The organism is Kitasatospora sp. YST-16 (genome assembly GCF_026802215.1).
Taxonomy (GTDB): Bacteria; Actinomycetota; Actinomycetes; order Streptomycetales; family Streptomycetaceae; genus Kitasatospora; species Kitasatospora cineracea.
Genome location: NZ_CP113837.1, coordinates 3788887 through 3815276 on the forward strand (window position 1 = coordinate 3788887; position 26390 = coordinate 3815276).

Annotated in this window: 33 protein-coding genes; 27 read left to right on the forward strand and 6 right to left on the reverse strand. The window is 67.9% G+C overall.

What is annotated here, in order from left to right; genetic code table 11:
- Position 1: 1 nt before the first annotated feature.
- From OU787_RS17340 to OU787_RS17430, 19 genes are all read left to right on the forward strand, one after another.
- A complete protein-coding gene (locus OU787_RS17340) occupies positions 2–1114 on the forward strand; it encodes a hypothetical protein (protein WP_268659893.1) in 1113 nt (370 codons plus the stop codon).
- The gene (locus OU787_RS17345) at positions 1072–2229 is read left to right on the forward strand and encodes a hypothetical protein (RefSeq protein WP_268659894.1); all 1158 of its coding nucleotides are present in this window, start codon (positions 1072–1074) and stop codon (positions 2227–2229) included. Before OU787_RS17340 ends, OU787_RS17345 begins: the two co-directional genes overlap by 43 nt.
- An 85-nt stretch (positions 2230–2314) precedes the next feature.
- Positions 2315–2725 (forward strand): hypothetical protein, encoded by a 411-nt coding sequence (locus OU787_RS17350; RefSeq protein WP_268659895.1) that lies wholly within the window; start codon positions 2315–2317, stop codon positions 2723–2725.
- Positions 2726–2737: 12 nt separating this feature from the next.
- On the forward strand, positions 2738–3016 hold the full coding sequence (locus OU787_RS17355) for a hypothetical protein (protein WP_268659896.1): 279 nt from the start codon (positions 2738–2740) through the stop codon (positions 3014–3016).
- Positions 3017–3080: 64 nt separating this feature from the next.
- Positions 3081–3245 (forward strand): hypothetical protein, encoded by a 165-nt coding sequence (locus OU787_RS17360; RefSeq protein ID WP_268659897.1) that lies wholly within the window; start codon positions 3081–3083, stop codon positions 3243–3245.
- Between the two features lie 93 nt (positions 3246–3338).
- The gene (locus OU787_RS17365) at positions 3339–4148 is read left to right on the forward strand and encodes a LysM peptidoglycan-binding domain-containing protein (RefSeq protein WP_268659898.1); all 810 of its coding nucleotides are present in this window, start codon (positions 3339–3341) and stop codon (positions 4146–4148) included.
- Positions 4149–4173: 25 nt separating this feature from the next.
- Positions 4174–4395, forward strand: a complete 222-nt coding sequence (locus OU787_RS17370) for a hypothetical protein (RefSeq protein WP_268659899.1) — start codon at positions 4174–4176, stop codon at positions 4393–4395.
- A gap of 51 nt (positions 4396–4446) precedes the next feature.
- Positions 4447–4998: a hypothetical protein gene (locus OU787_RS17375; RefSeq protein ID WP_268659900.1), complete on the forward strand. Its 552-nt coding sequence runs from the start codon at positions 4447–4449 to the stop codon at positions 4996–4998.
- A gap of 163 nt (positions 4999–5161) precedes the next feature.
- Complete coding sequence (locus OU787_RS17380; RefSeq protein ID WP_268659901.1) at positions 5162–6472, forward strand: hypothetical protein; 1311 nt, start codon at positions 5162–5164, stop codon at positions 6470–6472.
- 222 nt (positions 6473–6694) lie between these two features.
- The gene (locus OU787_RS17385) at positions 6695–7525 is read left to right on the forward strand and encodes a hypothetical protein (protein ID WP_268659902.1); all 831 of its coding nucleotides are present in this window, start codon (positions 6695–6697) and stop codon (positions 7523–7525) included.
- 94 nt (positions 7526–7619) lie between these two features.
- The gene (locus tag OU787_RS17390; protein WP_268659903.1) at positions 7620–8336 is read left to right on the forward strand and encodes a recombination directionality factor; all 717 of its coding nucleotides are present in this window, start codon (positions 7620–7622) and stop codon (positions 8334–8336) included.
- 55 nt (positions 8337–8391) lie between these two features.
- A complete protein-coding gene (locus tag OU787_RS17395) occupies positions 8392–8928 on the forward strand; it encodes a DNA cytosine methyltransferase (protein ID WP_268659904.1) in 537 nt (178 codons plus the stop codon).
- 34 nt (positions 8929–8962) lie between these two features.
- On the forward strand, positions 8963–9304 hold the full coding sequence (locus tag OU787_RS17400; protein WP_268659905.1) for a hypothetical protein: 342 nt from the start codon (positions 8963–8965) through the stop codon (positions 9302–9304).
- A gap of 6 nt (positions 9305–9310) precedes the next feature.
- Positions 9311–9610: a hypothetical protein gene (locus tag OU787_RS17405; RefSeq protein ID WP_268659906.1), complete on the forward strand. Its 300-nt coding sequence runs from the start codon at positions 9311–9313 to the stop codon at positions 9608–9610.
- A 117-nt stretch (positions 9611–9727) separates the two neighbouring features.
- Entirely contained in the window at positions 9728–10258 is a 531-nt protein-coding gene (locus OU787_RS17410) for a hypothetical protein (RefSeq protein ID WP_268659907.1), read from the forward strand.
- Positions 10245–12677, forward strand: coding sequence for a phage/plasmid primase, P4 family (locus OU787_RS17415; protein ID WP_268659908.1), 2433 nt, complete (start codon positions 10245–10247; stop codon positions 12675–12677). The genes OU787_RS17410 and OU787_RS17415 overlap by 14 nt, the downstream gene beginning before the upstream one ends.
- Before the next feature lie 66 nt (positions 12678–12743).
- The gene (locus OU787_RS17420; RefSeq protein ID WP_268659909.1) at positions 12744–14591 is read left to right on the forward strand and encodes a DNA polymerase; all 1848 of its coding nucleotides are present in this window, start codon (positions 12744–12746) and stop codon (positions 14589–14591) included.
- A gap of 372 nt (positions 14592–14963) precedes the next feature.
- Positions 14964–15755 carry a sigma-70 family RNA polymerase sigma factor gene (locus OU787_RS17425; protein WP_268659910.1) on the forward strand — a complete coding sequence of 264 codons (792 nt, stop codon included), beginning with the start codon at positions 14964–14966 and terminating at the stop codon, positions 15753–15755.
- A gap of 448 nt (positions 15756–16203) precedes the next feature.
- Positions 16204–16617, forward strand: coding sequence for a hypothetical protein (locus OU787_RS17430; RefSeq protein WP_268659911.1), 414 nt, complete (start codon positions 16204–16206; stop codon positions 16615–16617).
- A 65-nt stretch (positions 16618–16682) separates the two neighbouring features.
- On the opposite strand, the gene OU787_RS17435 is transcribed toward OU787_RS17430, so the two are convergent.
- Together OU787_RS17435 and OU787_RS17440 are read right to left on the reverse strand one after the other, a co-directional pair.
- Positions 16683–16931, reverse strand: a complete 249-nt coding sequence (locus tag OU787_RS17435) for a DUF397 domain-containing protein (RefSeq protein ID WP_268659912.1) — start codon at positions 16929–16931, stop codon at positions 16683–16685.
- Entirely contained in the window at positions 16928–17758 is an 831-nt protein-coding gene (locus OU787_RS17440; RefSeq protein ID WP_268659913.1) for a helix-turn-helix domain-containing protein, read from the reverse strand. The genes OU787_RS17435 and OU787_RS17440 overlap by 4 nt, the downstream gene beginning before the upstream one ends.
- A gap of 160 nt (positions 17759–17918) precedes the next feature.
- Between OU787_RS17440 and OU787_RS17445 the strand changes: the two genes are divergently transcribed.
- From OU787_RS17445 to OU787_RS17480, 8 genes are all read left to right on the forward strand, one after another.
- Positions 17919–18248 carry a hypothetical protein gene (locus OU787_RS17445; protein ID WP_268659914.1) on the forward strand — a complete coding sequence of 110 codons (330 nt, stop codon included), beginning with the start codon at positions 17919–17921 and terminating at the stop codon, positions 18246–18248.
- A gap of 26 nt (positions 18249–18274) precedes the next feature.
- Positions 18275–18478: a hypothetical protein gene (locus tag OU787_RS17450; protein ID WP_268659915.1), complete on the forward strand. Its 204-nt coding sequence runs from the start codon at positions 18275–18277 to the stop codon at positions 18476–18478.
- Positions 18479–18857: 379 nt separating this feature from the next.
- Positions 18858–19349 carry an NUDIX domain-containing protein gene (locus tag OU787_RS17455; RefSeq protein ID WP_268659916.1) on the forward strand — a complete coding sequence of 164 codons (492 nt, stop codon included), beginning with the start codon at positions 18858–18860 and terminating at the stop codon, positions 19347–19349.
- 140 nt (positions 19350–19489) lie between these two features.
- The gene (locus tag OU787_RS17460) at positions 19490–20002 is read left to right on the forward strand and encodes a hypothetical protein (RefSeq protein WP_268659917.1); all 513 of its coding nucleotides are present in this window, start codon (positions 19490–19492) and stop codon (positions 20000–20002) included.
- 78 nt (positions 20003–20080) lie between these two features.
- The gene (locus OU787_RS17465; RefSeq protein WP_268659918.1) at positions 20081–21133 is read left to right on the forward strand and encodes a radical SAM/SPASM domain-containing protein; all 1053 of its coding nucleotides are present in this window, start codon (positions 20081–20083) and stop codon (positions 21131–21133) included.
- 13 nt (positions 21134–21146) lie between these two features.
- Positions 21147–22283: a 50S ribosomal protein L11 methyltransferase gene (locus OU787_RS17470; RefSeq protein ID WP_268659919.1), complete on the forward strand. Its 1137-nt coding sequence runs from the start codon at positions 21147–21149 to the stop codon at positions 22281–22283.
- Positions 22284–22427: 144 nt separating this feature from the next.
- Positions 22428–22553, forward strand: a complete 126-nt coding sequence (locus OU787_RS17475) for a hypothetical protein (RefSeq protein WP_268659920.1) — start codon at positions 22428–22430, stop codon at positions 22551–22553.
- A gap of 137 nt (positions 22554–22690) precedes the next feature.
- Positions 22691–23305, forward strand: coding sequence for a hypothetical protein (locus OU787_RS17480; protein WP_268659921.1), 615 nt, complete (start codon positions 22691–22693; stop codon positions 23303–23305).
- Positions 23306–23324: 19 nt separating this feature from the next.
- Here the strand turns inward: OU787_RS17480 and OU787_RS17485 are convergent, their stop codons facing one another.
- The 4 genes from OU787_RS17485 to OU787_RS17500 all read right to left on the reverse strand — a co-directional run bounded on the left by OU787_RS17485 (position 23325) and on the right by OU787_RS17500 (position 26328).
- Positions 23325–23567 (reverse strand): hypothetical protein, encoded by a 243-nt coding sequence (locus OU787_RS17485; protein ID WP_327059393.1) that lies wholly within the window; start codon positions 23565–23567, stop codon positions 23325–23327.
- A 228-nt stretch (positions 23568–23795) separates the two neighbouring features.
- Positions 23796–24731: a phosphorothioated DNA-binding restriction endonuclease gene (locus OU787_RS17490; RefSeq protein WP_268659922.1), complete on the reverse strand. Its 936-nt coding sequence runs from the start codon at positions 24729–24731 to the stop codon at positions 23796–23798.
- On the reverse strand, positions 24728–25426 hold the full coding sequence (locus OU787_RS17495) for a tyrosine-protein phosphatase (protein ID WP_268659923.1): 699 nt from the start codon (positions 25424–25426) through the stop codon (positions 24728–24730). The genes OU787_RS17490 and OU787_RS17495 overlap by 4 nt, the downstream gene beginning before the upstream one ends.
- 134 nt (positions 25427–25560) lie before the next feature.
- Complete coding sequence (locus tag OU787_RS17500; RefSeq protein ID WP_268659924.1) at positions 25561–26328, reverse strand: SDR family oxidoreductase; 768 nt, start codon at positions 26326–26328, stop codon at positions 25561–25563.
- Positions 26329–26390: the final 62 nt, after the last annotated feature.

Below are 26390 nucleotides of genomic sequence, written 5' to 3' on the forward strand. Positions count from 1 at the left end.
CATGGCAGGTGGCATCCGAGCACCGCTGTACGTGCACAAGGGGGAATACGACAGCGGCGACTTCAGGTCGGCGCTCTCGGACGTGCGCGGCTTCAACGTAGGTGTCATCCCCGGCACCAACAGCGACAGTTTCAAGGTGACGGCGGTCTCCGGCTCTTCGGCCCGGGTCGCGGTAGCCGGCGGACGGGCCTGGATTCCCCTGACGAAGGCCGGAGTCCGCGACACCCGACAGAGCCACTACGTGGATCTACCCGCCCCGGGCGTGGCCTTCAACCTCACAACCGCCAGCTCCACCGCCGACCGGTACGACCTGATCATTGCCCGGGTCACCGACGACAACGACGTGACGCCGTACGCCGAAGTACCCCTAGGTACCTTCGCGGCCGGACTCATGTCCGCGGGCTGGACTATCGACGTGGTAAAGGGCACCGACGGCGGCGGCACCCCGACCGTGCCGTACGAGAGCTATCTTGTGCTCGCCCGGGTCAAGGTCCGCAAGGGGGCAACCAGTCTCCAGGCCGCGGACGTGGAAGACCTCCGCTTCACCACCACCGGACAGGGCGACACCACCACGCTAGCCCCGCTGAGGACGGCCCCGGGCCAGTCCGTGGCTGCCCTTGCTTCGCTCCAGGCGCGCGGCGGGCTGATCTACTCCAGCGACGAAGACCGCCTTTACTACAAGGGCGCGACCGACGCTAAGCCCGTCGTCAACCGGGCCGTCATGATGGGCCAGACCGGGCGCGGGTCTACCGGCTGGTGGGGCGTGAACGACCCGGACGCCAACATGAGCGGCATGGTTCTCCGCTACGACGGGGCAGCCGCTACGTACGACCGGATCGGCATTATCAACTATCAGATCCGGATTACCGGCCCGCCCGACCGCGAAGGCTGGAACAGCATTTGGACTTTCAGTGACACGACCTTCTATTGGGAAAGTCTCCGAAAGTACGAGAAGACCAACCTTGGACTCACCCCGCACTGGGGTAGTGCGCACGTTCTGATTCCGAAGAACCGGCCTCTCAAGGTGTGGCACGCGCTCTATGCGCAGGGTGGGTACGCGCAACTGGATGAGTGGCAGTCGTATTCACAGATGACGATTCTTCCGGCGGAATGATGCAGTACCGCATCCTTTTCGTGGAGTTCGTCAGCGGGGATATCTGGGGGGAGCTACCGGCTGTTGAGGTGGGCTTCTCCCGGGTCCTCAACGCTCCGGGGGAGGGCTCCGTCAAGATCCCGCTCACGGGTCCGGCTGTCCGCGGTCTTCCGTGGCAGGCGCTCCAGCCGTGGCGGGTGCTCGTCTACGTCCAGGCCGGCGAACAGATCCTCTGGGGCGGTCCGCTGGTCACCTACGCGGTAGACCTGTCCGCCGAGACGATGACGCTCAACCTGCAAGGGCTCTGGGCCTACTACCGGCGCCGGTACATCTCCGAAGACCGCACCTTCCTTGCTAGGGATCAGACGCTCATAGCGCGGGATCTCATCAAGGACTTCGGAGACGGCACGGGGAATCTCGTGCGCTCCAGTGGACCGAAGGCACTCACCTTCGATGACAACTACCTGTCCGGCGTCGCCCGTGACCGCTCTTACTGGCGGTACGAGTGGAAGACCGTTGGACAGGTGGTCGAAGACCTTGCCGCGCTCACGACCGGCTTCGACTTCCGCATAGACCACTTCTGGCAGTCGGGGCGGATCGTGAACCGGCTCGTCTTCGGCCCGCCGACCGGTGACCCCACTGACTTCGTGCTGGAGCACGGAGCCAACTGCACGGTCCCCGGGATCACCGCGGACGGTACCTCCGTCACCACGGAGGCAGTCGTCACGGGAGCCGGCGACGGCGCCGACCAGCTTGTCAGCACGTGGTACGACCTACTCCACGAGACCGACGGCAGCCGGCGAATCCCCCGGCTCACCTCTGTGCAATCCCGCGTGGACGTGACCGTACCGGACACGCTCACCGGGTACGCGCAACAGATGATCTCGGAGGGCTCCGTTCCCGTCGTGATCCCCGCCGTGCAGCTCTACCCGGACGCCTTCCCCGGGGTCGGGGATCTCCAGGTTGGCCAACTGGCCACCGTGCGCGCGAAGGTCGGCGACTGGCCCGGGTACTCCGGCCGCTTCAAGGTCACCGAGATCACGCACAAGGTGTCGGACAACGGAGCATCGGAGACCCGTCTTGCCCTAGCCCCCGCGGAGGTGTTCGCCAGTGTCGGCAGCGCTGCTATCTCCTAGCTTCGCCGCGGAGTTGACGGCCCTTCGGGGGCGCCTGGACGCCATGGAGCGAGGGTTCCGGACAGGTCGTGACGTGCCGCTAGACATGACCGGCTACGAGGGCTGGTCAGCAACGGCCAACTTCAAGGCGGTTGCCCAGATCGGCACCGGACCACTGACCCGCTCCGTTCTCAAGGTGGACTTCCGGGCGACCGTCGGCGGTACCGGGTCGATCGAATTCCGTCTCTTCGACGTGGACAGCGGACGGGCGACACCGACCGTGTTCACGCTCAGTCCGGGGGCTGGCCAGTGGGTCACCTGTGAGTGGCTGCACGGCCTTGCCGCCCCTCCGGCCTCCGGTGGCTGGCGGCGGGTGCTGCTGCAAGCGCGGGTGAGCGCGGGGGCGCCTTCCCTGTCCGTGTGGCTGGGGCTGGCCTCCGGCGTCTCCACCACCACGGCGCCGGCTGCCACGAGCGCGGGCACGTGGGCGAAGGTCTCCGCTCCGGCGGGCTATTAGAAGGGGGTGCGGATGGCCGATGCCAACGCCTACGACATGACCATTGTTCTTCCGGCGGACGACGTACGGGCGGTGGTCGCGTATGCCACCGGGCAAGACCCCGGACCGCCCACGGCGGAGGCGTACCGGCTGGCCGGTGAAGAGGTGCGCAAGACCGCGGAAGCCGCCGTTGTCGCACTCCTTCGCCGATGCGCCGACTTCCGGCCCATCTCCGCCAGCGTCACCATTCGTCGTGAGGAGGTAGACCCGAATGCCTCCATCCCGCTCTCAGGACCCGGAGACCCCGCCTGATCCGCTGGCGGTCACCATCGGCGCCCGTGAGGTCTATGACGCCGTACTGGACGTGCAACGCGACGTGCGCGCACTGGCTCAGGCCGGGGAGTCCGTCCGGGAGGAACTGGACGACCACGAGAACCGCCTTCGGGACCTGGAGCGCTGGAAGTACACGCTCCCGGTTGCTGCCGTCTCCGGCGTTGTCGCTGCTACCGCTGCCGTGGCGAAGGTCATCGGCAAGGGATAGCTCCCGAACATACTCACGTGAGTATGTTCCCCAACTCGCCCCGTCCGGGCTCTCCGGGCGGGGTTTCTTCATGCCCAAATTCAGGGGGACAACATGGCTCGCTTCAACGGCGCACAGTGGCGCCCGATCCCGGTCAACTTCACGAAGGGCGGTCAGGAAGCCGTCCAGGGCGTGGTCATCCACATCATGGATGGCAGCCTCTCCGGTACGGAGAGTTGGTTCCGCAACTCCGAAGCTCAGGCTTCTTCCCACTTCGGCACCGGTAAGGCCGGCGCGCTCTACCAGTGGGTGGACACCGGTGATCGGGCGTGGGCTCAGGCTGGCGGTAACCGCCGGTGGCTGAGCATCGAGAACGAGGGCCGCGGGGGCGACTCCCTGACCGATGCCCAGATCAACCGGTGCGCTGAGGTGCTGGCGTGGGCGGCCCGGACCTACGGCGTCCCGCTCCAGGTGACCAACGACCCGACCGGGCGCGGTCTCGGCTGGCACGGTATGGGCGGCTCCGCGTGGGGCGGTCACACCTCGTGCCCGGGTAGCAATGTGCGCGCTCAGCTCCCGGAGATCGTTCGTCGGGCTCAGCAGATCAACGGCGGTGGCTCGTCCGGCGGTTCGGCCGGCGGCACCTACACCGTGAAGTCCGGTGACACCCTGTCCGAGATCGGTCAGCGTCTCGGCATCAACTGGCAGTCGATCGCCTCCGCCAACGGCATTCCCGCGCCGTACGTGATCCAGGTGGGACAGAAGCTCACCCTTCCCGGCGCCCGCACCTACACCGTGAAGTCGGGCGACACCCTGTCGGAGATCGGTCAGCGTCTCGGCATCAACTGGCAGTCGATCGCCTCCGCCAACGGGATCTCCGCCCCGTACGTGATCAACATCGGTCAGGTCCTCCGCCTGCCGTAACCCCTTCTTCGAGAGGAATTCGAGAATGAACTTCGTCAAGACTCACCCCGCCCGCCTGTACGCCGTTCTCGTGGCGGTGCTGGCGCTGGTCGCGCACTACGTGCCGGAGCTTCCGGGCGCGCTGATCCTGGCCGTTGCCGCTGCCGTTCTCGGTACCGGTGAGGCCGTCCAGCGCGTGGAGAACGCGAAGACCAGCGAGGCCGCGACCGCGGAGCCGGCGGAGACCGAAGACCCGTACGAGGTCTGAGGAATCGGGGGCTCTCCAGGTAGGGCACGACCCTATGTAAGGAGAGTCCCCGTGAAGTACCCGCACATAGCTCTGATCGGCAAGGCACGCGCCGGTAAGGACACGATTGCCGAAAGGCTCGTCTCCCGATTCCAGTACACCCGTCTTGCCTTCGCCGACCCGCTCAAGGACATGCTTCTGAGGGTTGATCCGCTCGTCTCGCACAGCCTCAGGCTCTCGGAGGTGGTCGGCGCGAAGGGGTGGGAAGTGGCGAAGGACGAGCACCCGGAGTCCCGGCGTCTGCTCCAGTACTTCGGCCAGAACCTCCGCGACCACGACCCGGACTTCTGGGTTCGGATGCTCATGGAGAAGGTGCAGACGGCGGACCGCTGGGGGCTCCCGGTTGTGGTGTCGGACGTGAGGTACCCGAACGAGGCCGCGGCGCTTCGGAAGGCCGGTTTCCGGCTTGTGCGGGTCCTTCGCGGGGGTCTGGCCGGTGGCACCCCTCAGGCCCCGGCGCACGAGAGCGAGACGGTTCAGGACGAGATTTTTGCCGATCGTACGGTCTTCAACCTGAGCACGCTCGAAGCCCTCCGCGCGGAGGCTGACGCGCTGGTCAAGTGACCTTTCGCCCCCTACTGCCTGCCTGGCGGTAGGGGGCTTCGCCATGCCCGCGGGGAACATACTCACGTGAGTATGTTCTTGCGAGCGTCAGTGACGGGCGCTACGTTCGTCGCCACGTGCCCGGCCCGGTCGGGTGGCGAACTTTTGGGGAGGATGCATCACCGTGACCACGAGCCCGCTCATGCCGAAACGCCGTACCGTCACCGTGCCCGCCGGCACGTTCGACCTGTCCCCTTTGCCGGGCGACGAAGGGACGGAGCCCAGTTGGCAACTCACGGCCAGCGGGGGAGCGGAAGGCGTTCTTCGTACCTTCGCCACTGCTGAGGCCGTGGGGCTGTGGGCGGCTTTCTGGGCCACCCCGTGGGGTGCGGTCGGCTCCGGGTCGGTTAGTCACATCATTTCCGACCTTGAGACGGGACTCACCTTCTGCGGTAAACTCGCGGCGCTCATCACTGACGTAACGTCAGAGCCCGAAAAGCCGTGCGGCGACTGCGTGTTGGTGCGCGGTGCTCTCGGGAGTCCGGCCACCGAAGCTCACGCGAAGGGCGGGGACATGCCTCCCACCAACCGCAAGACCGCGGCATCTGCCGCGAAGAAGACCAGCACAGCGAAGAAGACCACCACCGCGAAGAAGGCCGCCCCCGCGAAGAAGGCTGTTCCGGCAAGGAAGGCTGCACCTGCCGCACCGGTCGTGCTGGAGACGTTGACCTTCGATGGTGACGCGGAGGCGCAAGCCATCATCGCGGAGGCCGGCGAAGCGCTCAAGGAAGCGGCTAAGGCCAACCTTGAAGCCGGAGACAAGAGCCGCATCGCGGCGGAGGCCGGTCTCAAGCTCCGTCAGCGTGCCCGGAACAAGTTCGGCGCCATGGACCTTCGTGCGGACAGTCGGGCCGTTCGAGACGCCACAGAGGGGTTCGTTCGCGCGTCGCTGGGGGACGCGGACCCGGACGACCCGGACCAGGAAGACGCCTATCGGAGCGCTCTTCGGGCCTACCAGAACCGCTCTGTTGATGTGGTGGCGGAGTACGTCCGATCGCTGGACGACGAGAACAAGGCGGACTTCCAGGGCGACGGCTTCGCGGTGGTCCGGGACCACTTCGACCCGACGAAGGAGGAGAACAAGGGTCTCACCGCTTCTGAGGCGGTCTGGAAGTACTTCGAACAGCTCCCCGGCAAGGGACTTCCGCGCCACACCCGCGCCGAAGCCGCACGCCTGGACCGTGCCCGGAAGAAGGAACTCGAAGAGCGGGTCAAGTCCGGCGAACTGACCGCCGCGGAGGCCGAAGAGCTGGGCGGGGACAAGGCGCCGCTCACAGACGAACAGGAAGCGTTGGCGCGGATCGAACGCGCCCGGAAGAACTCCAATCTCGTCATCTCGGGAGTGGCCAAGCTGTCGAACACCTCCCGGGAGAAGGTCCGCGCCGCGTACGACTCCCTGATTGCTGAGCTGGCAGCGGCACGCGCCAACATCTGACCCCCAGCACCACCCCCACGAGCCCCCGGTTTCCCTCAGCGGAGCCGGGGGCTTCGTCATGCCCTCTTACAGGTGATGAGTGCCGTTTTCCTCGCCACCTCAAGTATCCCGAAGGACTCTCCTAGGAGATACCGGCCAGCTCGTCCGGGCCGTCACTCATCACGGGTGAATCCCCCGCGCTCCAGGTCTCGTGACCAGTTCACGAGCCCGAAGGGGGCACACATGGGGAAGGTCCGCACGATCCAGCGGTCCGGCAGTCGCTTCTACGTGGACGCCGAGACCGCCGAGAAGGTACCCGGCGTCACGAGCATCATCAACATGCTTCCGAAGCCCTTCCTGACCTACTGGGCTGCCCGGCTGACCGCCGAGACCGCCGTTCAGAACCTTGCCGCCGTCGCCAGCATCGCTGAGCGGGACGAAGCCGGCGCGATCGACTACCTCAAGAACGCGCACACCCGGTACACCAAGCTCCGCGCCCGGGTCGGTTCCGACGCTCACGACCTCTTCGAGCGGATGATCCGCGGGGAAGCGATCGGCCGCGTACACCCCGACCTGGAGCCTTACCGCGCCCACTTCGCGGAGTTCCTTGAGGCCGTCGGGCCTCAGCTCGTCCGCGCCGAAGACGTGGCCTGGAGCGATCAGCACAACTACGCCGGGTCGTTCGATGCGATCCTTCGTCTCCGCCTGGACGACGAAGGCAAGCCCGACCCGGACGGCCGTCCGCACCTCGTGATGACGGACTGGAAGACCTCCGCCAACACGTACCCGGAGGTGGCTCTCCAGATGGCCGCGTACGCACACGCGGACTGGATCATCTCGCCGGACGGCACCCGGGAGCCGATGCCGACCTTCGACGGCGCGTGCGTGCTCCACATCACCCCGGAGGGCTGGGAGTTCATCCCCGTCCGGATCGACGCGGAGGTGTTTGAGGTCTTCCTGACGCTCCGCCGGGTCTTCCAGTGGGACCGGGAGACCAGCAAGACCGTGCTCGGAAAGGCCATCGCCTCCGGCACGCGCAAGCTCGTGACGGGCACTCAGCGCCGCTCCCGCTAGCCGGAATCGCCGGCACTCCAGTACAGGCAGAGACCAACGGGCGGGAACATACTCACGTGAGTATGTTCTCCGCCCCTGCAACAGGGGAGCGCACTTGCGTACTCAGATTTGGGACACCGACCCGGCCGCGAAGCCGAAGCCGCGACAGGTCTTCTCCGACGACATCGCCTTCCGCTTCCGCCCGGGTCGCATGGTCAACGACCGGCCCGTGTCGCTGGCGCACTGGCGGGTGACCACCGGCGACCCGGAGGTTGCCGCGGCCGTCGCTCAGCTCATGGGCGGCAAGGCGGAGGAGTGGGAGACCAGCAAGGAAGACTTCCTTGAGGTGCTGACCACCTCCGATTCCGTCCAGGTCGTCATCAACGGCGTCAAGGACATTGACTCCCGCTTCGTGCTGTGGGGTCGCTCCGGCGGTCCGATCCACGAGTGCGATGGGGTCAACTTCCTGAGCCCGGAGGAGGATCGGGGCACCCCGTGCGGCTGCCCGGCGCTGCTGGCGGACCGCAAGGCTCAGTCCCGCTCCGGCCGTGGCCCGGCGCCTCAGACGAAGGTGACCTTCCGTCTCGCGGAGGACTACCACCTTGGCAAGGGCCAGCTCACCTCTTCGTCGTGGGAGCTGGTCAAGGTGCTGCACGAGGTTGATGACGCGCTGGACGCGATCGACGGCGAAGCGCTGTGCACGCTGAGCCTGGAGCTGGTCGAGTTCACCGCGCCGAACGGACAGGCCGTGAGCTTCCGCAAGCCGGTCATCAAGGTCATCAAGCCGTACAACGCGGCCATCGCTGACGACCCGTACACCGACGAGTCGTGAGTTCATCGGGCGGAGTCCTCCGGGGCTCCGCCCCTTTCTCATCTGGGGGCGGCGCATGCCGATTCTTGAGCTGTGCGCCGGATACGGCGGGCTTGGCCGGGCGGTCGAAGCCCTCACCGGGGAACGGGTGCGGTACGTGGCGGAGGTTGATCCGTTCGCGGCGCTCATCCTCGCTGCCCGCTACCCGCACGCCCCGAACATCGGGGACATTCGAGAGTTCGACTGGTCGCGCATAGCCGGCGAAGTCAACGTGATCACAGCCGGCTTCCCCTGCCAAGACATTTCACACGCGGGGAAGAGGGCGGGAATCAGTGGCTCACGATCCAGCATTTGGCGACACGTCGCGGAGGCCGTTCGCGTTCTTCGACCGGATTACGTGTTCCTGGAGAACGTTGCCGCGCTCCGGCATCGGGGGCTTTCAGTTGTTCTCGGGGACTTGGCCGAAGTCGGGTACGACGCGCGATGGACTAGCTTTCGAGCGGCCCGAATTGGAGCCGCCCACAGCCGCGACAGGTGGTTTTGCGTCGCTACCCCTGCTGCCCACCCCGACCGCATCGGACGCCACGAGGGGGCCGGACTACGCGAAGGCTGAGCGGGGCTCCGGGGGCGATGACCTCGTTACCGCCGTGGCCCGGCTCTTCCGCGCGGACTCCGCGGACAAGCTCAACGAGGTCTCGGAGGGTTTCCACTCCCCGGTGGGCTGGTGGGGGGACTTCGCCGCTGCCGTTCATCGCTGGGAAACCCTGATCGGCCGTGCGGCTCCGGCCCCGGTGGAGATCGGCCCCCGCGGTGGGCGCCGGCTGGCAGCCGTCTTCGGTGAGTGGCTGATGGGACTTCCCGGCGGCTGGATCACCCGCGTACAGGGACTCAACCGCGCCGCTCAGCTCAAGGCCGTGGGCAACGGCGCCATGTCGCAACAGGCGTTCACGGCCTACCTGCACTTGATGCACCACAACGAAGAGAGGTGAACTCCCATGTCCGAGCGAGGAGTTGTCACGGACTACGCGGCAGACGAGATGTACCCCGGGGATCTCGTGTGCTACGCGGCCCGACAGGGCAACCGGGTCCGGCTGGCCGATGCCGTGGTTGACCGGGTGCTCACGGTCCAGGTGGACGGGCGCCTTCGCCCCATGCTCAAGCTCCGACCGACCGGCGCTGAGTCCGGCTTCCGCAAGCGCCGAAGCCTCCGGGCTGTGTGGATCGGCGCCGAACACGTGCGCCTTCTGAGCCCGGGTCCTCCGGTGCCGGACGAAGACCGCGACTACTGCAACTAGGGGGACCAACCATGATCGTGATGACCGACGAGCCGATGACCTTCTTCCTGGTGGCGGCTGCCGCGGGAGTCGTCTTCTGTGCGCTGTTCATAGCCGTCTGTGTGTTCTGGAGCGGCCGTGACTAACCCCAACAAGCGCAAGGGGACGGCGTGGGAGTCCAGCGTTCGGGACCACCTCAACGGGGAGCTTGGCCTTCTCGGTGAGGACGGCAAGATCCGAGACCCCTTCTTCTGGGGCAACGCCCGAAGGCCGGCTCAGGAAGGCGCCCGGGACGTGGGGGACGTACACCTTGTGCCCTTCGTGCTGGAGTGCAAGGACGTGGCGAAGCCCACGATCCCGGGCTTCCTGCGGCAGGCAGTGACCGAAGCCGGGCACGCGGGCTTCCCCTTCGGGGTGGCCGTGGTCAAGGTCCGCGGTGCTGCCGTCCGCCGGGGCAAGGTCTACTTCACGGTGGCCACCTGGACTCAGGTACGACACGTGCTCGGCATGGACACCGACTCCATGCGCAAGCTGTACGGCTTCACCGCCACCGTTCGCGGCACCAACACCGAACGCTGGTACCTGAGTTGCGAAATGGACGCCTTCGCGGCGCTGGTCGAAGACGTGCGGGCGGTCTACGGGACGGAGGTGATCCGTGCAGTTCGGTGAGATCCTGTCCCGCTTCCGGCAGGTAACCGAAGAGCCGGACGGGGGCTATCTTGCCGTCTGCCCGGCTCACGGGGACTCTCGTCCTTCCCTCCGGATCTGGCGCGGGACCAACCTCAAGGTGCGGCTCTCGTGCCGGGCCGGCTGCCTCACCGGCGACGTGATCGGCAAGGTTGGTCTCGACTGGCCCGACCTGTTCGACGCCGGAGGCGAAGGCGCCACCGTGTCCGCCGACCGGCCAACCCTGGTCAGCACCGGGCGAGTTGCCGCACTGGCCTCGTATCTGGACCGGGCGGTTGCATGGCTCCACCGCTCCGACAGCCCCGCCGGCGCCCGCGCTCTCGACTACGCCCTAGAGCGCTTCGGCGTGGGGGACGAGCTGGCTCACGACCTGGAGCTAGGCGCCGACCACGGAGAAGAGGTCCCGGCCTTCCCCTACCGGTCCGCGGCCTTCACCCGCTTCCCGCGGCTCGTGGTTCCGCTCCGGGGCTTCGACGGCGTAACTCGGGCTGTCCAGGGACGAGACCTCACCGGACAGTGCCCGCTTCGATGGGTCAGCCTCAGCAACCCCGAAGGGGAGCGCTGGTCTTCGTACGGCGCGTTCCGCGGTCAAGGTGGCTTCGGAACCGTCATCGTCACCGAAGGCCCGGGGGACGCGCTCACGGCTACGGCCGTCGGCTATGACTCCGTGGCGATTCGGGGCGCGTCGCTCGTCAACTCCCCGGAGCTTCTGGACGAACTGGCCGCTGGACTCCGCGGTTCTCAGGTCATCATCTGCGGAGACAACGACAGTGCCGGGCACGGCTTCATGCGCAAGCTGGCCGAAGGTCTCGAAGCTCGGGGCTTGAGCGTTCTCGTGCTGGACGTTCCCCACGAGGGGGACGACCTCACCGACTGGCGCGCACGGAACCCGGTGGGCTTCCCGCTGGCGCTCCATGCCGCGGTGAAGTCCGCTCGTCCGCTGGTGGCCACCGTGGACGCTCAGGAAGCCGCGGACAGCGCCGAACTGGCAGAGCGCACCGGCGCGGACTTCGTGGACCGGGAGCAAGGTCTTGAAGCCGCCCGGCTGTTGGGCCAGCTCGTGAAGAAGTACGGCGCCACGAACGCCATGAATGCGTACGGGTTGGTGGCCTGGACCGAAGGCCGCATCAAGTTTGCTCCGGGGTTGGGCTTCTACACCTGGAACGGGCGGACGTGGGACCGGTCGGAAGTCCGGGTTCGTCAGGAGATCCACCGCATGGGCGCCGCTCTGGCGCTGGCCGGGGAGACCACCGCGGCGAAGGGGTTCCTCAACACCACCGGGATTGACGCGATCCTCACGGAGCTTCGCAGCGTCCCGGAGGTCTACGTCAAGGCGGACGCCTTCGATGCGCGCCCGGATCTCCTGTCCTTCAAGAACGGTGTTGTGGACCTCCGCACGGGTCGGCTCCGCCCGCACGACAAGCGGGACATGCTGACGGTTTCGCTGCCGCTGGAGTTCGACCCGAACGCGAAGGCGCCCCGCTGGGAGCGGTTCCTTGAGGAGATCATGCCGGGCATGCCCAGCATGCCGGGGTACCTTCGCCGGCTCGTGGGCTACGGCATCACCGGGCACGTGAGCGAACAGTGTTTCTGTGTCCTTCACGGCTCCGGCGCGAACGGGAAGAGCGTCCTCACGGACACGCTCACGGAGGTCTTCGGGCCGCTCGTGACGACTACCCCCTTCGCCACCTTCGAAGAGCGCCGGAGCGGCGGAATCCCCAACGACCTTGCCGCGCTCCGGGGTTCACGGCTCGTCATGGCCTCCGAAGGTGAGAGCGGCAAGGCCATGTCGGAGAGCGTCCTCAAGAACCTCACCGGTAAGGACAAGGTGACGGCAAGGTTTTTGAGGCAGGAATTTTTCACGTTCGCACCGACCTTCCTGATCATGCTTGCCACCAACCACAAGCCCCGCTTCAAGGGGGCGGACGAAGGTCTGTGGCGCCGAGTCAAGATGGTGCCCTTCAACCGCTACTTCGCCCCGCACGAGCGGGATTACGGGCTCTCTGACGCACTGCTGGCGGAGGCTCAGGGCATCGCGGCATGGGCGGTCAGGGGCGCCGTGGAGTGGTATGCGGGCGGTCTCGAAGACCCGGCTCCGGTGCGCAACGCCACGAAGGAGTACCGCGAAGTCAGCGACGAGCTACAGGGGTTCTGTCCCGGGGTCGTGGAGATCACCGGGGCGGACGCTGACCGGTTTCTGGGAAATGAGTTGTTCTCCGAGTACCTGACGTGGTGCGAGGCGGAGAACCTGCCGCCCGCGGAACGCTGGCGACGCACCACCTTCTATCGGGCGATGGAAGAGCGCGGCGCGGCCAAGCGCAAGACCAACACGGGGATCACGTTCTTCGGAGTCCGGCTGACCGAACAGCCGAACAAGGCGGCTCCGGGGATCTTCAACTAGCAACGGCAGCACTGGGGAACATACTCACGTGAGTATGTTCCCCTTCGTGTGCCCGGAGGGGGCGGGGTGCAGACCTACACACACGAAGTGGCGGGGGAGACCGTCCGTGTCCACGTGCCGGCCACCGTGGACGACCTGGACCAATTCCGGAAGTGGTGGCGACGTGCCACGAACCGCGGACCGGTGGCCGTGGACACCGAGACAACCGGACTGGCGCTCTTCGCGCCGGACTTCCGACTTCGGACAGTCCAGTTCGGTGACCGCACCGACGCATGGGTGATCCACTGGGAACGCGGCGGGTCGTTCCGCCAGTACGCCCGGGACGCACTGATCCGCACCCGGGACATGCTGATCCACAACGCGGCCTATGACCTTCTGGTGATCGACCGGCACGCCGGTATCCCGCTGGAAGACCTCGTTGACCGGGTGACGGACACGCGCATCCTGGCAACGCTGATCGACCCCCGCCAGCCGATGGAAGGCGGCATCGGGACGGCCCTCAAGCCCCTGTCCGCCTTCTGGGTTGACCCGTCGGCCCCGGACACGCAAGGGGACCTCACGGGGGTCTTCCGGTCGCTGGGGCTGACGAAGGCAACCGGCTTCGCCCGGATCGACCTGGACCACCCGACCTTCAACCTGTACGGCGGGCTGGACTGCATTCTGACAGCCCGACTGGAGCCGATCCTTCGGGCGGAGCTTCGCCGGCTGGACGTGCGGGAAGCCCTCGTTGACTACGAGCACGACCTTGCCCGTATGTGCATGATCATGGAGCGGACCGGGCTCGTCCTGGACGTGCCCTATACCCGCCGTCTCGCTGCTCAACTGTCGGCGGAGGCAGCCGAGTTCGCCGAGAAGGCCACCCGGTACGGCGTCACCTCCGTCAACGCCACGAAGCAAATCGCGGAAGCCCTCGTGGGCATGGGCGAGACGCTGACGGAGCGCACGGCTTCCGGCGCGCTCAAGGTGGACAAGTCCGTCCTTCTCCGGCTCGCTGACATGGATCTCCAGTGGAAGCGGCTAGGTGTTCGCACGCCTAATCCCCTGGCGGAAGCCGTACTTCGCTCGAAAAGGGCCGGTAAGTGGGGGACGACGTACGCGCAAACCTTCCTGGACTCCGTGGACGACGCGGGAAGGGTGCACGCGGCAATAAATACCTTGGCCGCACGCACGGGAAGGATGAGTGTGCAGCGTCCGGCCGTCCAGACACTTCCTTCCGGTGACCAGATGATCCGCCGCTGTCTTCTGGCGGACGAAGGCGAAGTCATGGTGAGTACGGACTTCGCGGCTATCGAAATGCGCGTCTTGGCCGGGCTGGCAGGAATCAAGCGAATGGCGGAGGGCTTCCGCGCCGGCGAAGACATTCACTGGTTCACGGCCCGGCTCATCAAGGGTGAAGACGCCACCGAGAAAGACCGCAAGGTATTCAAAGGCGCGGGGTTCTCGAAGGTCTACGGGGGCGGTCCGGCTACGGCGGCTCGTCAGACCGGAGCCACCGAAGAGGCGATGCGACGTGCCTTCGCCGAGTACGACCGGTTGTATCCGGAGATCCGGAGGGCTTCGAACCGGTGGCAGCGTGAAGCCGCGGCGCACCGCATGATCTTCATTTCCGCGACCGGGCGCCGTCTCCCGTTGGACCGTGACCGGGCATACGCGGTGGTCAACTATGCGTGCCAGTCAGCGGCAAGGGACTGTCTGGGACAGGCCATGCTGAACATGGACGACGCCGGTCTTCTGCCGTATCTCCGCCTGCCGATCCATGACGAAGTACTGGCGTCCGTCCCGGCGAAGGAGGCTGAGGAGGTGGCCCGGGAGATCACCCGGTGCATGACGTTCGACTTCTACGGCGTGCCGATCATCGCTGAGGCGGAGATCGGAAAGCGCTCGTGGGGCAGCCTCTACGGCGCCGACTTCTGACGAACATACTCACGTGAGTATGTTCCCGATCACGACCGAATCACGACGGGCTCATTCCTCTCCGCTCCAGGAATGAGCCCGTTAACGGTCCCGTTCCGCCCCGGCCTTGATGCCCCAATTCGGGCGTCTTTGCCCGCAAGAATCGCCGTTGTTGGTGTCCGAATGCCTACGTAGTTTCGACACCCACGCAACGACGAAGGCCATGCGCAAGCCCCCGTCCTGCTAGCCCGGAACGGGGTACGCAAGGCCAGTTCGCCGCGAATCCATGACGCATGCCCGCGCTCACTTCGGCATGCCGAAAAACGCCCGCTCCGGGTGACCGTTGCTCTCCAGACGGGGTGCAACTTCACCTAGCACCCCGGAGCGGTCCCCTTGATTTCGCTGACCCCTGCCCAGATTCAGGACGCGAAGAACAACGAGCTGTCGGCGGTCACGGCCGTCATCGAAGCCACCGAAGAGCGCGTTCTCCAGTTGGCCAGCAAGTACGCCACGATCAGCTACGAGCCCAACCCGCATCTCGCGGAGGACATGGCGCAGGAAGCCCGTACCGCTGTCTGGCTGGCGCTCCAGCGCTTCGAAGGGGAGACCGTCGCGGAGTTCTTCGCCTACGTGGACACCACCATCAAGGGAGTGCTCTCCGACCACCGCCGGACGGAGACCCGCAAGGGCGCCAGCTCTCAGGCAGCGAAGGACTTCGAAGCCGCTCTTCGCGTGGCCGGGGGAGATCCGTACCTTGCTGAGCGGGTGTGCACGGTCGGGCTCCCCAACGGCCGGAAGCTCTCCCGGGAGCAAGCCAACGCGGCCCGTCTCGCCTGGATGGGCGTGGACTACCTGGACGCCCCGATAGCCGGCACCGAAGGGGAGACCCTTGCGGACCGACTGGCGGACGAGCTGGACGTTCCGGCGGACCTCGTGGAGCCCCGGGACCTGGACGACGCGCGGCGGCGTTTCATCCGTCAGCGCGTTCACACCGTGCTCGGCATGATGGGCGCCCGTCAGCGCCGCGTCCTCAAGGCCACCTTCGGGATTGCCCCGGTGCCCTTCTACGGCACGGAGAACGACAAGGAACTTGCCGCGGATATCGGCATGGAGTACTCGCAGATCCGCCAGACCCGCGCGAAGGGGCGCGCTGCGTTCGCCGACATGTACGTGATCGGGGCGTGAAGCGTGCTGATCTTCGAGACTGAGGACGGCGGGACCATCACCGCGACCCGGGTCACCGGGGACACCTTCGACCTTCACTTGCGCGACGCCTCCGGACGGACCGTTTCGACTGTGGTCGTCAGCGGTCACCGAGTACGCGCGCTCACCTCCGGGCTTTCGCCAGCCCAGAAGGAACATACTCACGTGAGTATGTTCTAGGCGACTACCGGCCGCCTGCCGTCACCCAACGTGACGGTGGGCGGTCATTTTTCTTTGCCCGTTTTTTGTTAAGCCATGGTCAAGACATGCCCATGATCAAAAAAGTGGGTTGCAACCGTTCCGCTGGTCAAGCGTCCTTGTATGTGTACGGCTGGGCCTTCCGGCGCCTCGTTTGACTGATGGTTCGTCAGTAAACATCTTCACGGAATATCCCCTTCCGCAGCTCGAACGCTTGGCCTAATATCTACGCATGGTGACGCACCCGGTGCCCTACGTGGCGAGCATTACGGTTAGCGTGCCCAACAACATGAGCCCGGAGCTGGTCACGTGGGAGCCGTGCCCGGAGCCGGTCGTCATGCTGGGGGGTCTGGAGATCACGGCGTGTGAGGACTTGCACGGCGTGCTGAGGAGTGAGGGCATGCGGACGGCGCGAACCTTCCGCACCTTCACGAAGCGTTACCCGTCCTTCCGTCTGGAAGCGCGGGAAGTTCGATCCGGTCGGCTGGTGGGCATGGCCGAATGGGTCTGGAGTGACCAGTTGGGGCAGTACAGGCAGTGGGACGTGTTCACCGGCTGTGAGTGGGGCGAACACGGGTGGCTGCCGGCGCTGCTGGACGAGCTGGCGAACGGTGAGGACGGCGCGGAGAGAGCAGCAGCCGCGTAGGTCCGAACATGCGGAGACCCCGCTACTTCACCAGCGAGTAGCGGGGCCTCCGGGTCGGAGGGGGCTCAGAGTTCGCCGAAGTCACCTTGTGCGGCGGCTTCCGCGAAGGCGGCCCACCCGGTAGCAGGGATGCGCAGGAACGGGCCGTTCGGGTCCTTGCTGTCTCGAACGAGGATCACGCCGTGGGACGCGGTGAAGGTGCCGGAGATTTCAACACAGTCACCTTCACCGTTGTTGGTGCTGTAACTGGACTTGAACCACTCCGCCCGCTGCGCGTCCACGTCGGTGATGGATGGGGGGTGCGCGGTGGTCATGCTCGGATCTCCTCCATGGCGCGCAGAAGCCACTCTTGCGACTCCTGTGGCGGCAGTGCTGCCGCTTGCACGAGATCGTATGTTAGGGCGTTTTTGTGCACTTCCTCCGGGGACTCCAGGAGTTGACCGGAGACGGCGCCTTCAAGGTAGGCAACCCGGGGTGCGTCCAGGAAGTCCAGCAGGGTTATCGAACCGCCCATCGCTCCGTGACCGCCCGTGTTGAACGGTAGTACCTGGACGACAGCGTTCGGACCCCGGCTGATGTTGAGGACGTGCTCAATCTGCCGGTACATCACCTCAGGCCCGCCGATCCACCGGCGGACAACGGCTTCGTCCAGCACCACCCACAGGAACGGCGGAAGATCACCCGACAGCATCTCTTGTCGCGCGGCGCGGGCTGCCCACAGCCGTTCAACCTCTTCTTCGTCCGCCCGGGGACGACCTAACCGGATGGCCGCGCGACCGTACTCCGCCGTCTGCCACAAGCCCGGGAAGCTACCCGCGACGTACTTCCGCATGTAGGAGGCCAGTTGCTCCAACTCCATGAAGCGCCGCGACCAGTTCGGGAAGCTCTCCAGATGTACGAGCCGGTAGAGCCGGCCGAAGAGCCCGCCCGTGCCAAGGTGCTTGTCCAGCATGGCGGGTAGGTCCGGCGGGATCTCTCTGTCAGCCGTCTCGATGTTCCCGAGATGGGTCTTGCTGTACGTGGTCAGCTTCGAAAGGGCGACGAGCGACAGCCCGAGACGCTTCCGGGCTTCCCGAAGCTCGTAACCGAAGAGGTCCCGAACGGACCGCTCAGGCTGGAGAGCGCGTTCTTGAGCGGCCATCGCTGACACCCCGTGCCGTCGGTGCGGTTTGTGGACACGCCGCACGTCCTCAAAGGGTCTGAGGACATGCCGCCGCTTCCAAGGGTAGCGCCGCCGTGCGACGTTGGGACCACTCACGGTGAAGACGAGCGGAGCCGAACAGCCGTACGGAGAAAGCCCCATGACTGCACCTCAGACCCCCAGCGACCCCGACGAGTGGTCCCTTGACGGACTGGTTCGGGTCTCGTCCGCCCCGATACCGCCGGCGGAGCCCTACAAGCCGACGGAGCGCGGGGAGCTGGTCACCGACGCGCGAACCAAGCGGGTCGGGGTGTTCATGGACTTCTTCGCGGGCGCCGTTCACCTCCGGCCGCTCCGTGGGGGGCCGGAGTGGCGCGTTCCCCCGGAGTGGATCACGAAGGGACCGACGGAGCTTGAGGCGCGGCTTCGGGAGCGCAACCGGGACTCTAACCTCACCGACTCCCGACTTCCGCACCGGGACGTCTCGTGAGGCCGCCGGAGTCGAGACCGCTGGACGTGGTGGTTGCGACCGTGGTTGTCGTGCTCGTCAGTGCCGGACTGGCACAGGCGGTCACCCTACTGATCCCCGAAGCGGTGGGGTCGGTGAAGGTGCTTGTCTTCCTGCTGGTCTTCGCCGCGTCCACGATGACGGGCGTTTCCGCGTCCGAACCGTTCATGCGCCGTGCCGCGGAGCGCCGACACCAGCGGGAGACGCCGTGACGGTGCTGACCTTCGAGACCGGCGTTCTTCCCCCGCGCGTCCCGGGCATCATCTGGGCGCCCGGAACGTGCTTCAAGTGCGAACTCGTCCGAGAGGTGACCGAAGTCGGGGACCTCACCGTTGACGGCAAGCCGCTCGTCATCTGGGCGTGCCGCTGGTGTCGGCAAGCACTCATCAACCACCACGTGGAGCGGTGGACGGCTCCGGGCGCGAAAGCCCTTCGAGTGCGCACCTTTCTCCGCCGCTGGAGTCGTGGTGTGGCCGCTGGTCGTTCCACCGCCCCCCTTAGTCCGCCTGCCCCGACCCACGTCATGACGACGGGGCTCCCCCTCCCCACGGGTCGGGGTAGGCCGCTCAACTCCCTGGAAGGAGTGCAGCGTTGACCCCTGCCAACGCCACCAACCCGCCGGGCCGCTGGATCGACAGCCGCGCGCTCGTTCGCAACTCCAAGGGGCGCGTCCTCATGGTGGAAGCGGCGGGGGGAAGCGGCAAGCTCAGTCTCCCCGGCGGCTTCGCGGAACCCAACGAGGCACCCCACGAGGCCGCGATGCGGTTCACGTTCATGCAGTCCGGGATTGTCACGGACTGTTGGCGGATCGTGGCCGTGGACCACGTTCCCGCGGAAGGTGAGGACGCCGAAGGGCTCGTCTTCGTCTTCGGGGTGCCCGCGCTGCCGGACTTCAAGGCCGCCCGTGTGACCGCCGGACTCGTCCAGGAAAGCGGCGCCGTCCGCGCGGAGTGGATCGACCCCGCGGAGATCACCTACCAGACCGCCGACGACCCGGGACGGGTGATCGAAGCTCTCCGCGTCCTGGACCGGCCCGTTGGTGGCTTGCCGCTGCTCGTCCATGGCCAGCCCGCCGGGGTATAGACCCCGCCCACAAGCCCCCGTCCTGAGGAGTTCGGGAATCAAGCCTCAGGACGGGACACCACCCCCCGCCCCGGTGACGGGCAACGGTCAGACCGGACGACCGGGGCGGGGCAGCACCACAACGACAGAATGTGACCAGAGTGGCCCAGCACCGACGCAAGCGCGCCCGCCAGCCCGACCGCCAGCCCGACCGGGCGCCGGTGATCGCGGAAGCCTGGAGAGCGCTACAGACGGCACTACAAGCCCTGAGCCAACTCGGGGAAGTTCCGCAGGAGTTCACCGAGTTTCCCGGGAAGACCTACCGCGCGACCCGGGCGGAGGGCGGGAAGTGGTTTCTCCAGGTCACCGACCCCACGTTTCCGGGGTGGGTGAACGCGGCACTCACCAGCTCGTCCATGCCTCAGATTGCGGGTGCCTTCGAAGAGGCCCGGACGAACGCGGCACGACAGGCCGGCGCCGTCCCTGACTACACCTGGACCCTTACTCAGTGCAGCCCCTCCTACGTGGGCGACACGACGTTGATTACCTGCCCGTCGAAGGGGTGCGGGCGGCCCGTGGAACTGGTGGAAGGCGTCATCACCGGCCACCAGCACCCGGAAGAACGGCCGTGCCGCGCGTCCTTCGTCCGCATCGTGCCGTTGGAGCCGTACTGACCGAACCGCGCACCCAACTCGCCATCCGTACCGGGCCGTTGGTCCGGTAGCCGCACCCATCACCGAAGGGAACCACCAGTGACCGCGCTCATGGAACTCCCGCAAAGCCGCGTACTCAACGTGCCCCACTCCGCCGAACTGGAGTTGACCAACACGTGTCAGCTCCGGTGCGACCACTGCTTCAACAACTCCGGCCCGGAGGTGCCCCACGGCACGATGACCCTGGACGACTGGAAGACGGTGATCACCGAGTGCGCCGAACTCGGTATCAGGGCCGTTCAGTTGATCGGCGGGGAACCGACGGCGTTCCCGGGCTGGCGGGACCTCGTGGACCACGCCCTGAGCCTGGAGCGGGAAGTTGAGGTCTTCTCCAACCTCTTCCACATCACCGGCAAGGGCTGGGAAACCCTCTCCCGCCCCGGCGTCCGGCTGGCCACCTCGTACTACTCCGTCAACGCCGGCGAGCACGACCGGGTGACCAACAAGCCGGGAAGCCACGCGAAGACCCGGGCCAACATCGTCAAGGCCATCGAGAGCGGTATCCCGATCCGGGCCGGAGTCGTCCGCTGCCACGACGGACAGCTTGAGGAGTTGGCCGTTCACGAGCTGCGCGCGTTGGGAGTCCAGGCGATCACCCTGGACGATGCCCGGGGGGTTGGACGGGCCAGCAACGGTCAGCCGCCGACCATGAACGCGCTGTGCGGCAACTGCGCCCGCGGACGGCTGGCCATCCTCCCCGACGGAACCGTTGCCCCGTGCGTCATCGGCCGGTGGCTGGAAGGCGGCAACGTCAAGGACCCCGGCGGGCTCCGGGCCGTCCTGGAAAGCCCCCAGTGGGCGAAGGTGGCTGCCAGCATCCCGCCGAAGGCCACGATGAAGGGGTGCCCGCCGAACGACAGCAACGATTGCAGCCCCGCGAACACGGAGGCATGCGGCCCGGCGTACGGCTTCGCTCCCGTGTCGCTGGGAGGCTGCCCGCCCAACGACAGCGACGGTTGCAGCCCCGGCTACTCCCCGCCGAAGTGCGTTCCGCAATTCTCCGCCGTCCCCGTGCTGCTGGGCGGCTGCCCGCCGAACGACAGCAACGACTGTTCTCCCGCGAACACCGAAGCGTGCGCCCCGAAGTACTAGGCAGGATTCACACATGGACTGGCAGAAGTACGCGGCGGAACTGGCCGCACAGACGACCGACCCGGATTCCCGGTGGCGAAGGCCGGTCGCAGAGGTGCCCCGACACCTGTTGGTGCCGCGATGGTGGGAGCCCGCCGAAGGTGGGAGCTGGCGACTCCAGGTCGGCGAGAAGGACCCGGACTTGTGGGCGCGACGGGCCTACGGTCACGAATCCGTCGTCACCAGCGTTGGCGGACTCCACGCGGACCATGCCACGCCGGACGACATTCCGACCGGCCGCACCACGAGTTCCGCCACGCTCACGGCGCTGGTGGTCAAGATGCTGCGGCACGCCCGGATCAACGCCGAACACCACGTGCTGGATATCGGCACCGGGGCCGGCGGGCTGACCGCGATTGCCTCCCTGAGGGTGGGCGACAACCACGTGACGAGCGTGGACGTGGACGAATACCTGACCGCCGCGGCGAAGGTCCGTCTCAACGGCATGGGGCTGCACCCGGAGTTCCTGACCCTGGACGCCACGGGGCCGATCCCCGGGAGTTACGACCGGATCGTTGCCACGGTGTCCGCCCGCCCCGTTCCGGCCTCGTGGCTCCAGGCACTCCGCCGTGGTGGACGGCTCGTGACCACCATCGCCGACACGGCCCTGATCCTGACCGCCTGGAAGGACGCGGACGGCGGCGCCTCCGGCGTGATCGAACGAGACTGGGCGGGCTTCATGACCACCCGCCACGGTCCGACCTACCCGCCGACCCTGGAGCACCTGTTCCGCGCGGCCCGGGAAGGCGAAGGCGAAGAGGTCAAGGGGTACCGGTACCCGGTCGCGGATATCCGCAACAACTGGGAAGTCTGGTCCATGCTCACGATCAACACGCCGGGCGTGGAAATCGACTTCGAAGAGCGACCCGGGAAGCGCACGGCCTACCTCGTGCACCCTGACGGATCGTGGGCACGGGCGGAGGCTGAGCGCTTCGAGCCGCCGACGGTTCACCAGAGCGGGCCGCGTCGGCTCTGGGAAGACCTGGAGCGGATTCGGAACTGGCGCGAAGTCGAAGGCGGACTTCCCCTGTACGGCAGCAAGGCCCGAATCGACCCGGACGGCACGATCCGCCTGTCCCGGGGCCGGTGGGCGGCAACGATCGGGACGTGATCCATGGCGTGGGGAAGGTCGAAGGAACCGGAGGAATCCGGGGACGGAGAAAGCACGTGGCAGACGACCGGGCTCGTCCGCGACCCGAACCGGGTTCAGAAGCCGGTTAAGGCCACCGTACGCGCCCGGTCCAAGGAAGAGGCCATGCACCGGGGGGAGCTGGCCATGGAGAAGGCGGAAGGCCGGGGCGTGTCCAACGTGGACGCCGCGAAGTCGCCCGGGTATGAGCCGGCGCCGGAGCCGAAGCCGTCCCGCTGGCGCCCCTGGTAGGGCTCGAAGGTCCCGTTCGTTCCGGCTCACCGCCGGAGCGGACGGGGCTGACGGGTGGACAGATTCGCCACCCGCGAATACCGTTCGACTCACAACAAAACAGAGACCCCGGCGGGTGCTGGTAACACCCCCGGGGCATGGCCGAAGCCGTGGAGGGCTCCGACATGACGAACTTTAGCGCCTGGGCGATTGTCTGGGTATTTTGCCTGGCTGTGGCGTTTGCCGTGGCATGGGTGCTTTCTGGCGACGAGCCGACCGGCCGTCACCGGGCCGGAGACCGGCCGATAGAGCCGTACGTGATTGAGCTTCGCGGACAGCGCCGCGCGGGCTGGGCTCAGATCGACCACGAGGCACAGCCCGCCCCCACGACCCCCGCCGTTCGACCGGCCACCCCCAACCGCCCGCCAGTTCCGGCCCGCGCGTTGGCACTCAAGATCAAGCCGGGCACCAAGCTCCGCAAGCCCCCGACCGACTACAGCCGTGCCACTGTGACCCGGCGGACGGACGAACTGGAGATGCGGGTTAGGCAGGTTCGTGCCCAGCAGACCCGCCGCACCGTGGCTCAGACCGCCGGAAGCCCGCTGGAAGACCCCCGTCCGGCCGCTGGTCGTGTGGTGCCGCTGTACGTGCTCCGCTGGGAGGCTGAGCAGCAAGACGCCCGGCGGAAGGCGCTTGAGGCCGCTTCGGCGGGGCTCCCCGACACCGGTTACAGCTACCCGGGCGCACAGACGCTCACCGGCGCCGTGGCGTAGCGCTCACTTCACAGCCCTACTAGACACATAGTGTGTGTTCCTTAGTCCATGGGTGCGAGCCGCCGAACGCGGCCAGGTACAGCGCGGTCAGCCCCGCCGCGGCGGGCGCACCCGAACGCCGCCCCCAGCGCACCGCGGCCGTCGCCCCGGCCGCCGCCAGCACGGCCCCGCCCCACTCCCGCCGCCCACTGAACCGGGCGGTCGCGTACCCGCCGATCAGCCCGGTGGCGGCGACGGCGGCGGTGGCGGGGAAACGGGCCATGGGACGGACTCCTTCACGACGGATCACGGCGGGTGGCGGTGGGGCGACGGGTGATGGGGCGGTGAGCGGTGGGGCGGTGGACGGCGGGTAGCGGACCGGGCGTTCCGGCGGGGCGCCGGTGGGCGCGCCGGTGGGCGCACTGCCCACGGTAACGCTCCTAACGAGCCGCCCACCGGACGGGGAACGGCGGTTGGGGCACTCGGGCGGGGTCGGACGGGGCGGGCGCGGTCAGTGCCGGAAGACGTGCTCGGTGTGCCAGGCGACGTACTGCGGGGCGAGCCGGTGCCCGGGGTCGGCGGGGAGCCGGACCGGGAGGCCCGCGAGAGCGGTGACCGCGGGGCCCCGGTGGTCACCGGTGTGGGTGAAGTGCGGCGAGACCATGATCGTCAGGTGTTCGGTCAGCCCGAGCACGCCCTGGTCGAACAGGGCGTGGTGCAGGGCGCACAGGGCGATGCCGTTCTGCACCACGTCCGGCCCGCCGTCGGCGTGGGCGTGGACGTGGGCGGCCTCCACGCCCACCGGGGCCGGACCGATCCGGCCGCTGAACCCGCAGACGGCGCAGGCGTTCCCGTACAGCGGGAGGACCGCGCGGGCGAACCGGCTGTCGCGGACCCGCCGGGTCTCCTGCCGGTACCGGGGTTCGGCGGGCGGCAGGGCGTCCCGGACGGACTGCTCCAGGGCGCTGCCGGTGCCGGGGTCACTGTCGCTGCCGGTGTCGCTGCCGATCGCCTCGGCGAGCAGCAGGGTGCGGACCCGGTCCAGGACGCGCCGGTCGCCCAGCAGTTCCTCGACCGCCGGGCGCAGGCGGCCGCGGGCACCCAGGTCGAGCAGTCGGCGGTGGCTCGCTTGCTCCGGCAGCGGCTGGGAGAACGCGTCGGTGGCCGCCCACAGTTCGGCCTCCAGCAGCCGGAACGGCAGGGCGGCGCGTTCGTCGTCGGGGGTCGAGACGGCAGCGGTGTACTGGGCGATCAGCCGGCCGACCGGCTCCGCGACCTCCTCGTACCGGGTCTCGCTGTTGCCGGACGCGGCGAACCGGTCGACCAGCCAGAGCAGCAGCAGCGGCTTGTGCGGGGCGCGACCGCCCCCGCGCAGGCCGGACCGGTTCAACGTGCGCAGGGCGGCCAGCAGTTCGGGTTCGGTGAGCGGCTGGTGGAGTGTCGTCACGCCGGGCCCAGGGTGCGGAGGGTGGTGAGGTCGGGGTCGGTGGCGCCGTGGTTGCGGAGGTAGGCGGTGAGGGAGCCGTGGCGGGTGGTGGCGTGGTCGAGGGCGGCGTGCAGGTGGGCGGCTTCGACGGGGCGGGAGAGGCGTTCGACTCCGGCGGCGTCGGTGTAGGGGACGGGGCCGCGGTCGAGGCCGAGGCCGGCGTTGGAGCGGAGGAAGTCGGCGGTGACGGCGTCGAGCGGGAGGCCGGCCAGGGTCTGCAGGACGGCGATGGTCAGGCCGGTGCGGTCCTTGCCGACGGCGCAGTGCACCAGCAGCGGGGCGCCGTTGGCCAGGGCGCGGACGGCGGCGGCGAGGGCGATGCCGCCGGTCTCGGCCATGAACGGGTAGAGCGCGGCCTGGTCCTCGGGCCAGAGCCGGTCTGTGGTGGCCGGGTCGGGCAGCATCGGCAGGTGCAGGTAGTCGACGCCGTCGGGCAGGCGGTCCGGGTACTGGGCGACCTCGGGGGTGCTGCGCAGGTCCAGGACGGTGCGGATGCCGAGTTCCGCGAAGCGCCGCAGGCCCTCGTCGGTGAGGTGGTTGAGGGTGGCCGAGCGGTAGAGCAGCCCGGGGCGGTAGACGCCGGCCCCGGCGTCGCGGAGGTTGGGGACGTCGGGGATGTCGAGGAACGGCGCGGCGGCGATCTCGGTCTCGGTCATGCGCTCCACGGTAGGGGCAGGGGCCGACGCCGGGCCGGGGCGTTCACCGAACCGGTACCGGCGCGGGCTGGTACCGGTTCGGCGGCGGGGTGGGTGGGCGGTGGGATGGCCCGGCGGTGGGAAGGGTGGTGCGGTCAGCGGCCGCCGGCCGCGTCCAGGAAGGCGCCGGTGACGTACGAGGCGGCGGGGGAGAGCAGGTAGAGGATCGCCTCGGCGATCTCCTCGGGCTGTCCGCCGCGCCCCATCGGGAGGTTGGGGCCGATCCGGTCGACCCGGCCGGGCTCGCCGCCCAGGGCGTGGATGCCGGTGTGGATCAGGCCCGGGCGGACGGCGTTGACCCGGATGCCCTCGGCCGCGACCTCCAGCGACAGCCCGGTGGTCATCGAGTCCAGCGCGCCCTTGGACGCCGCGTAGTCGACGTACTCGTTCGGCGAGCCCAGCCGGGACGCCGCCGAGCCGACGTTGACGATCGCCCCGCCCCGGCCGCCGTACCGGGTGGACATCCGGCGGACCGCCGCGGCCGCGCACAGGAACGGGCCGGTGATGTTGGCCGCCCAGATCCGGTTCAGCCGGCCCTCGTCGAGTTCGTCCAGCCGGCTCTGCTTCTCCAGCGTGCCCGCGTTGTTCACCAGCGCGGTGAGGGTGCCGAGTTCGCGGTCGACGGTGTCGAACAGCGCGGTCACCCCGGCGGTGTGCGAGACGTCCGCGCGGACGGCGATCGCGGTGCCGCCCGCGGAGCGGATCCGCGCCACCACGGCGTCCGCCGACTCCTGGTCGCTGCGGTAGTTGACGCACACCTTGTAGCCGCGTCCGGCGGCGAGCAGCGCGGTGGCCGCGCCGATGCCGCGACCGCCGCCGGTGACCACCAGCACCTCGTCCTGCGCCATGTCCTGCTGGGTCATGCCGACCGCTCCTTCGTCCACGACGGTGTTGCCGCCGACGCTATCCCACCGGGTGAAACCCC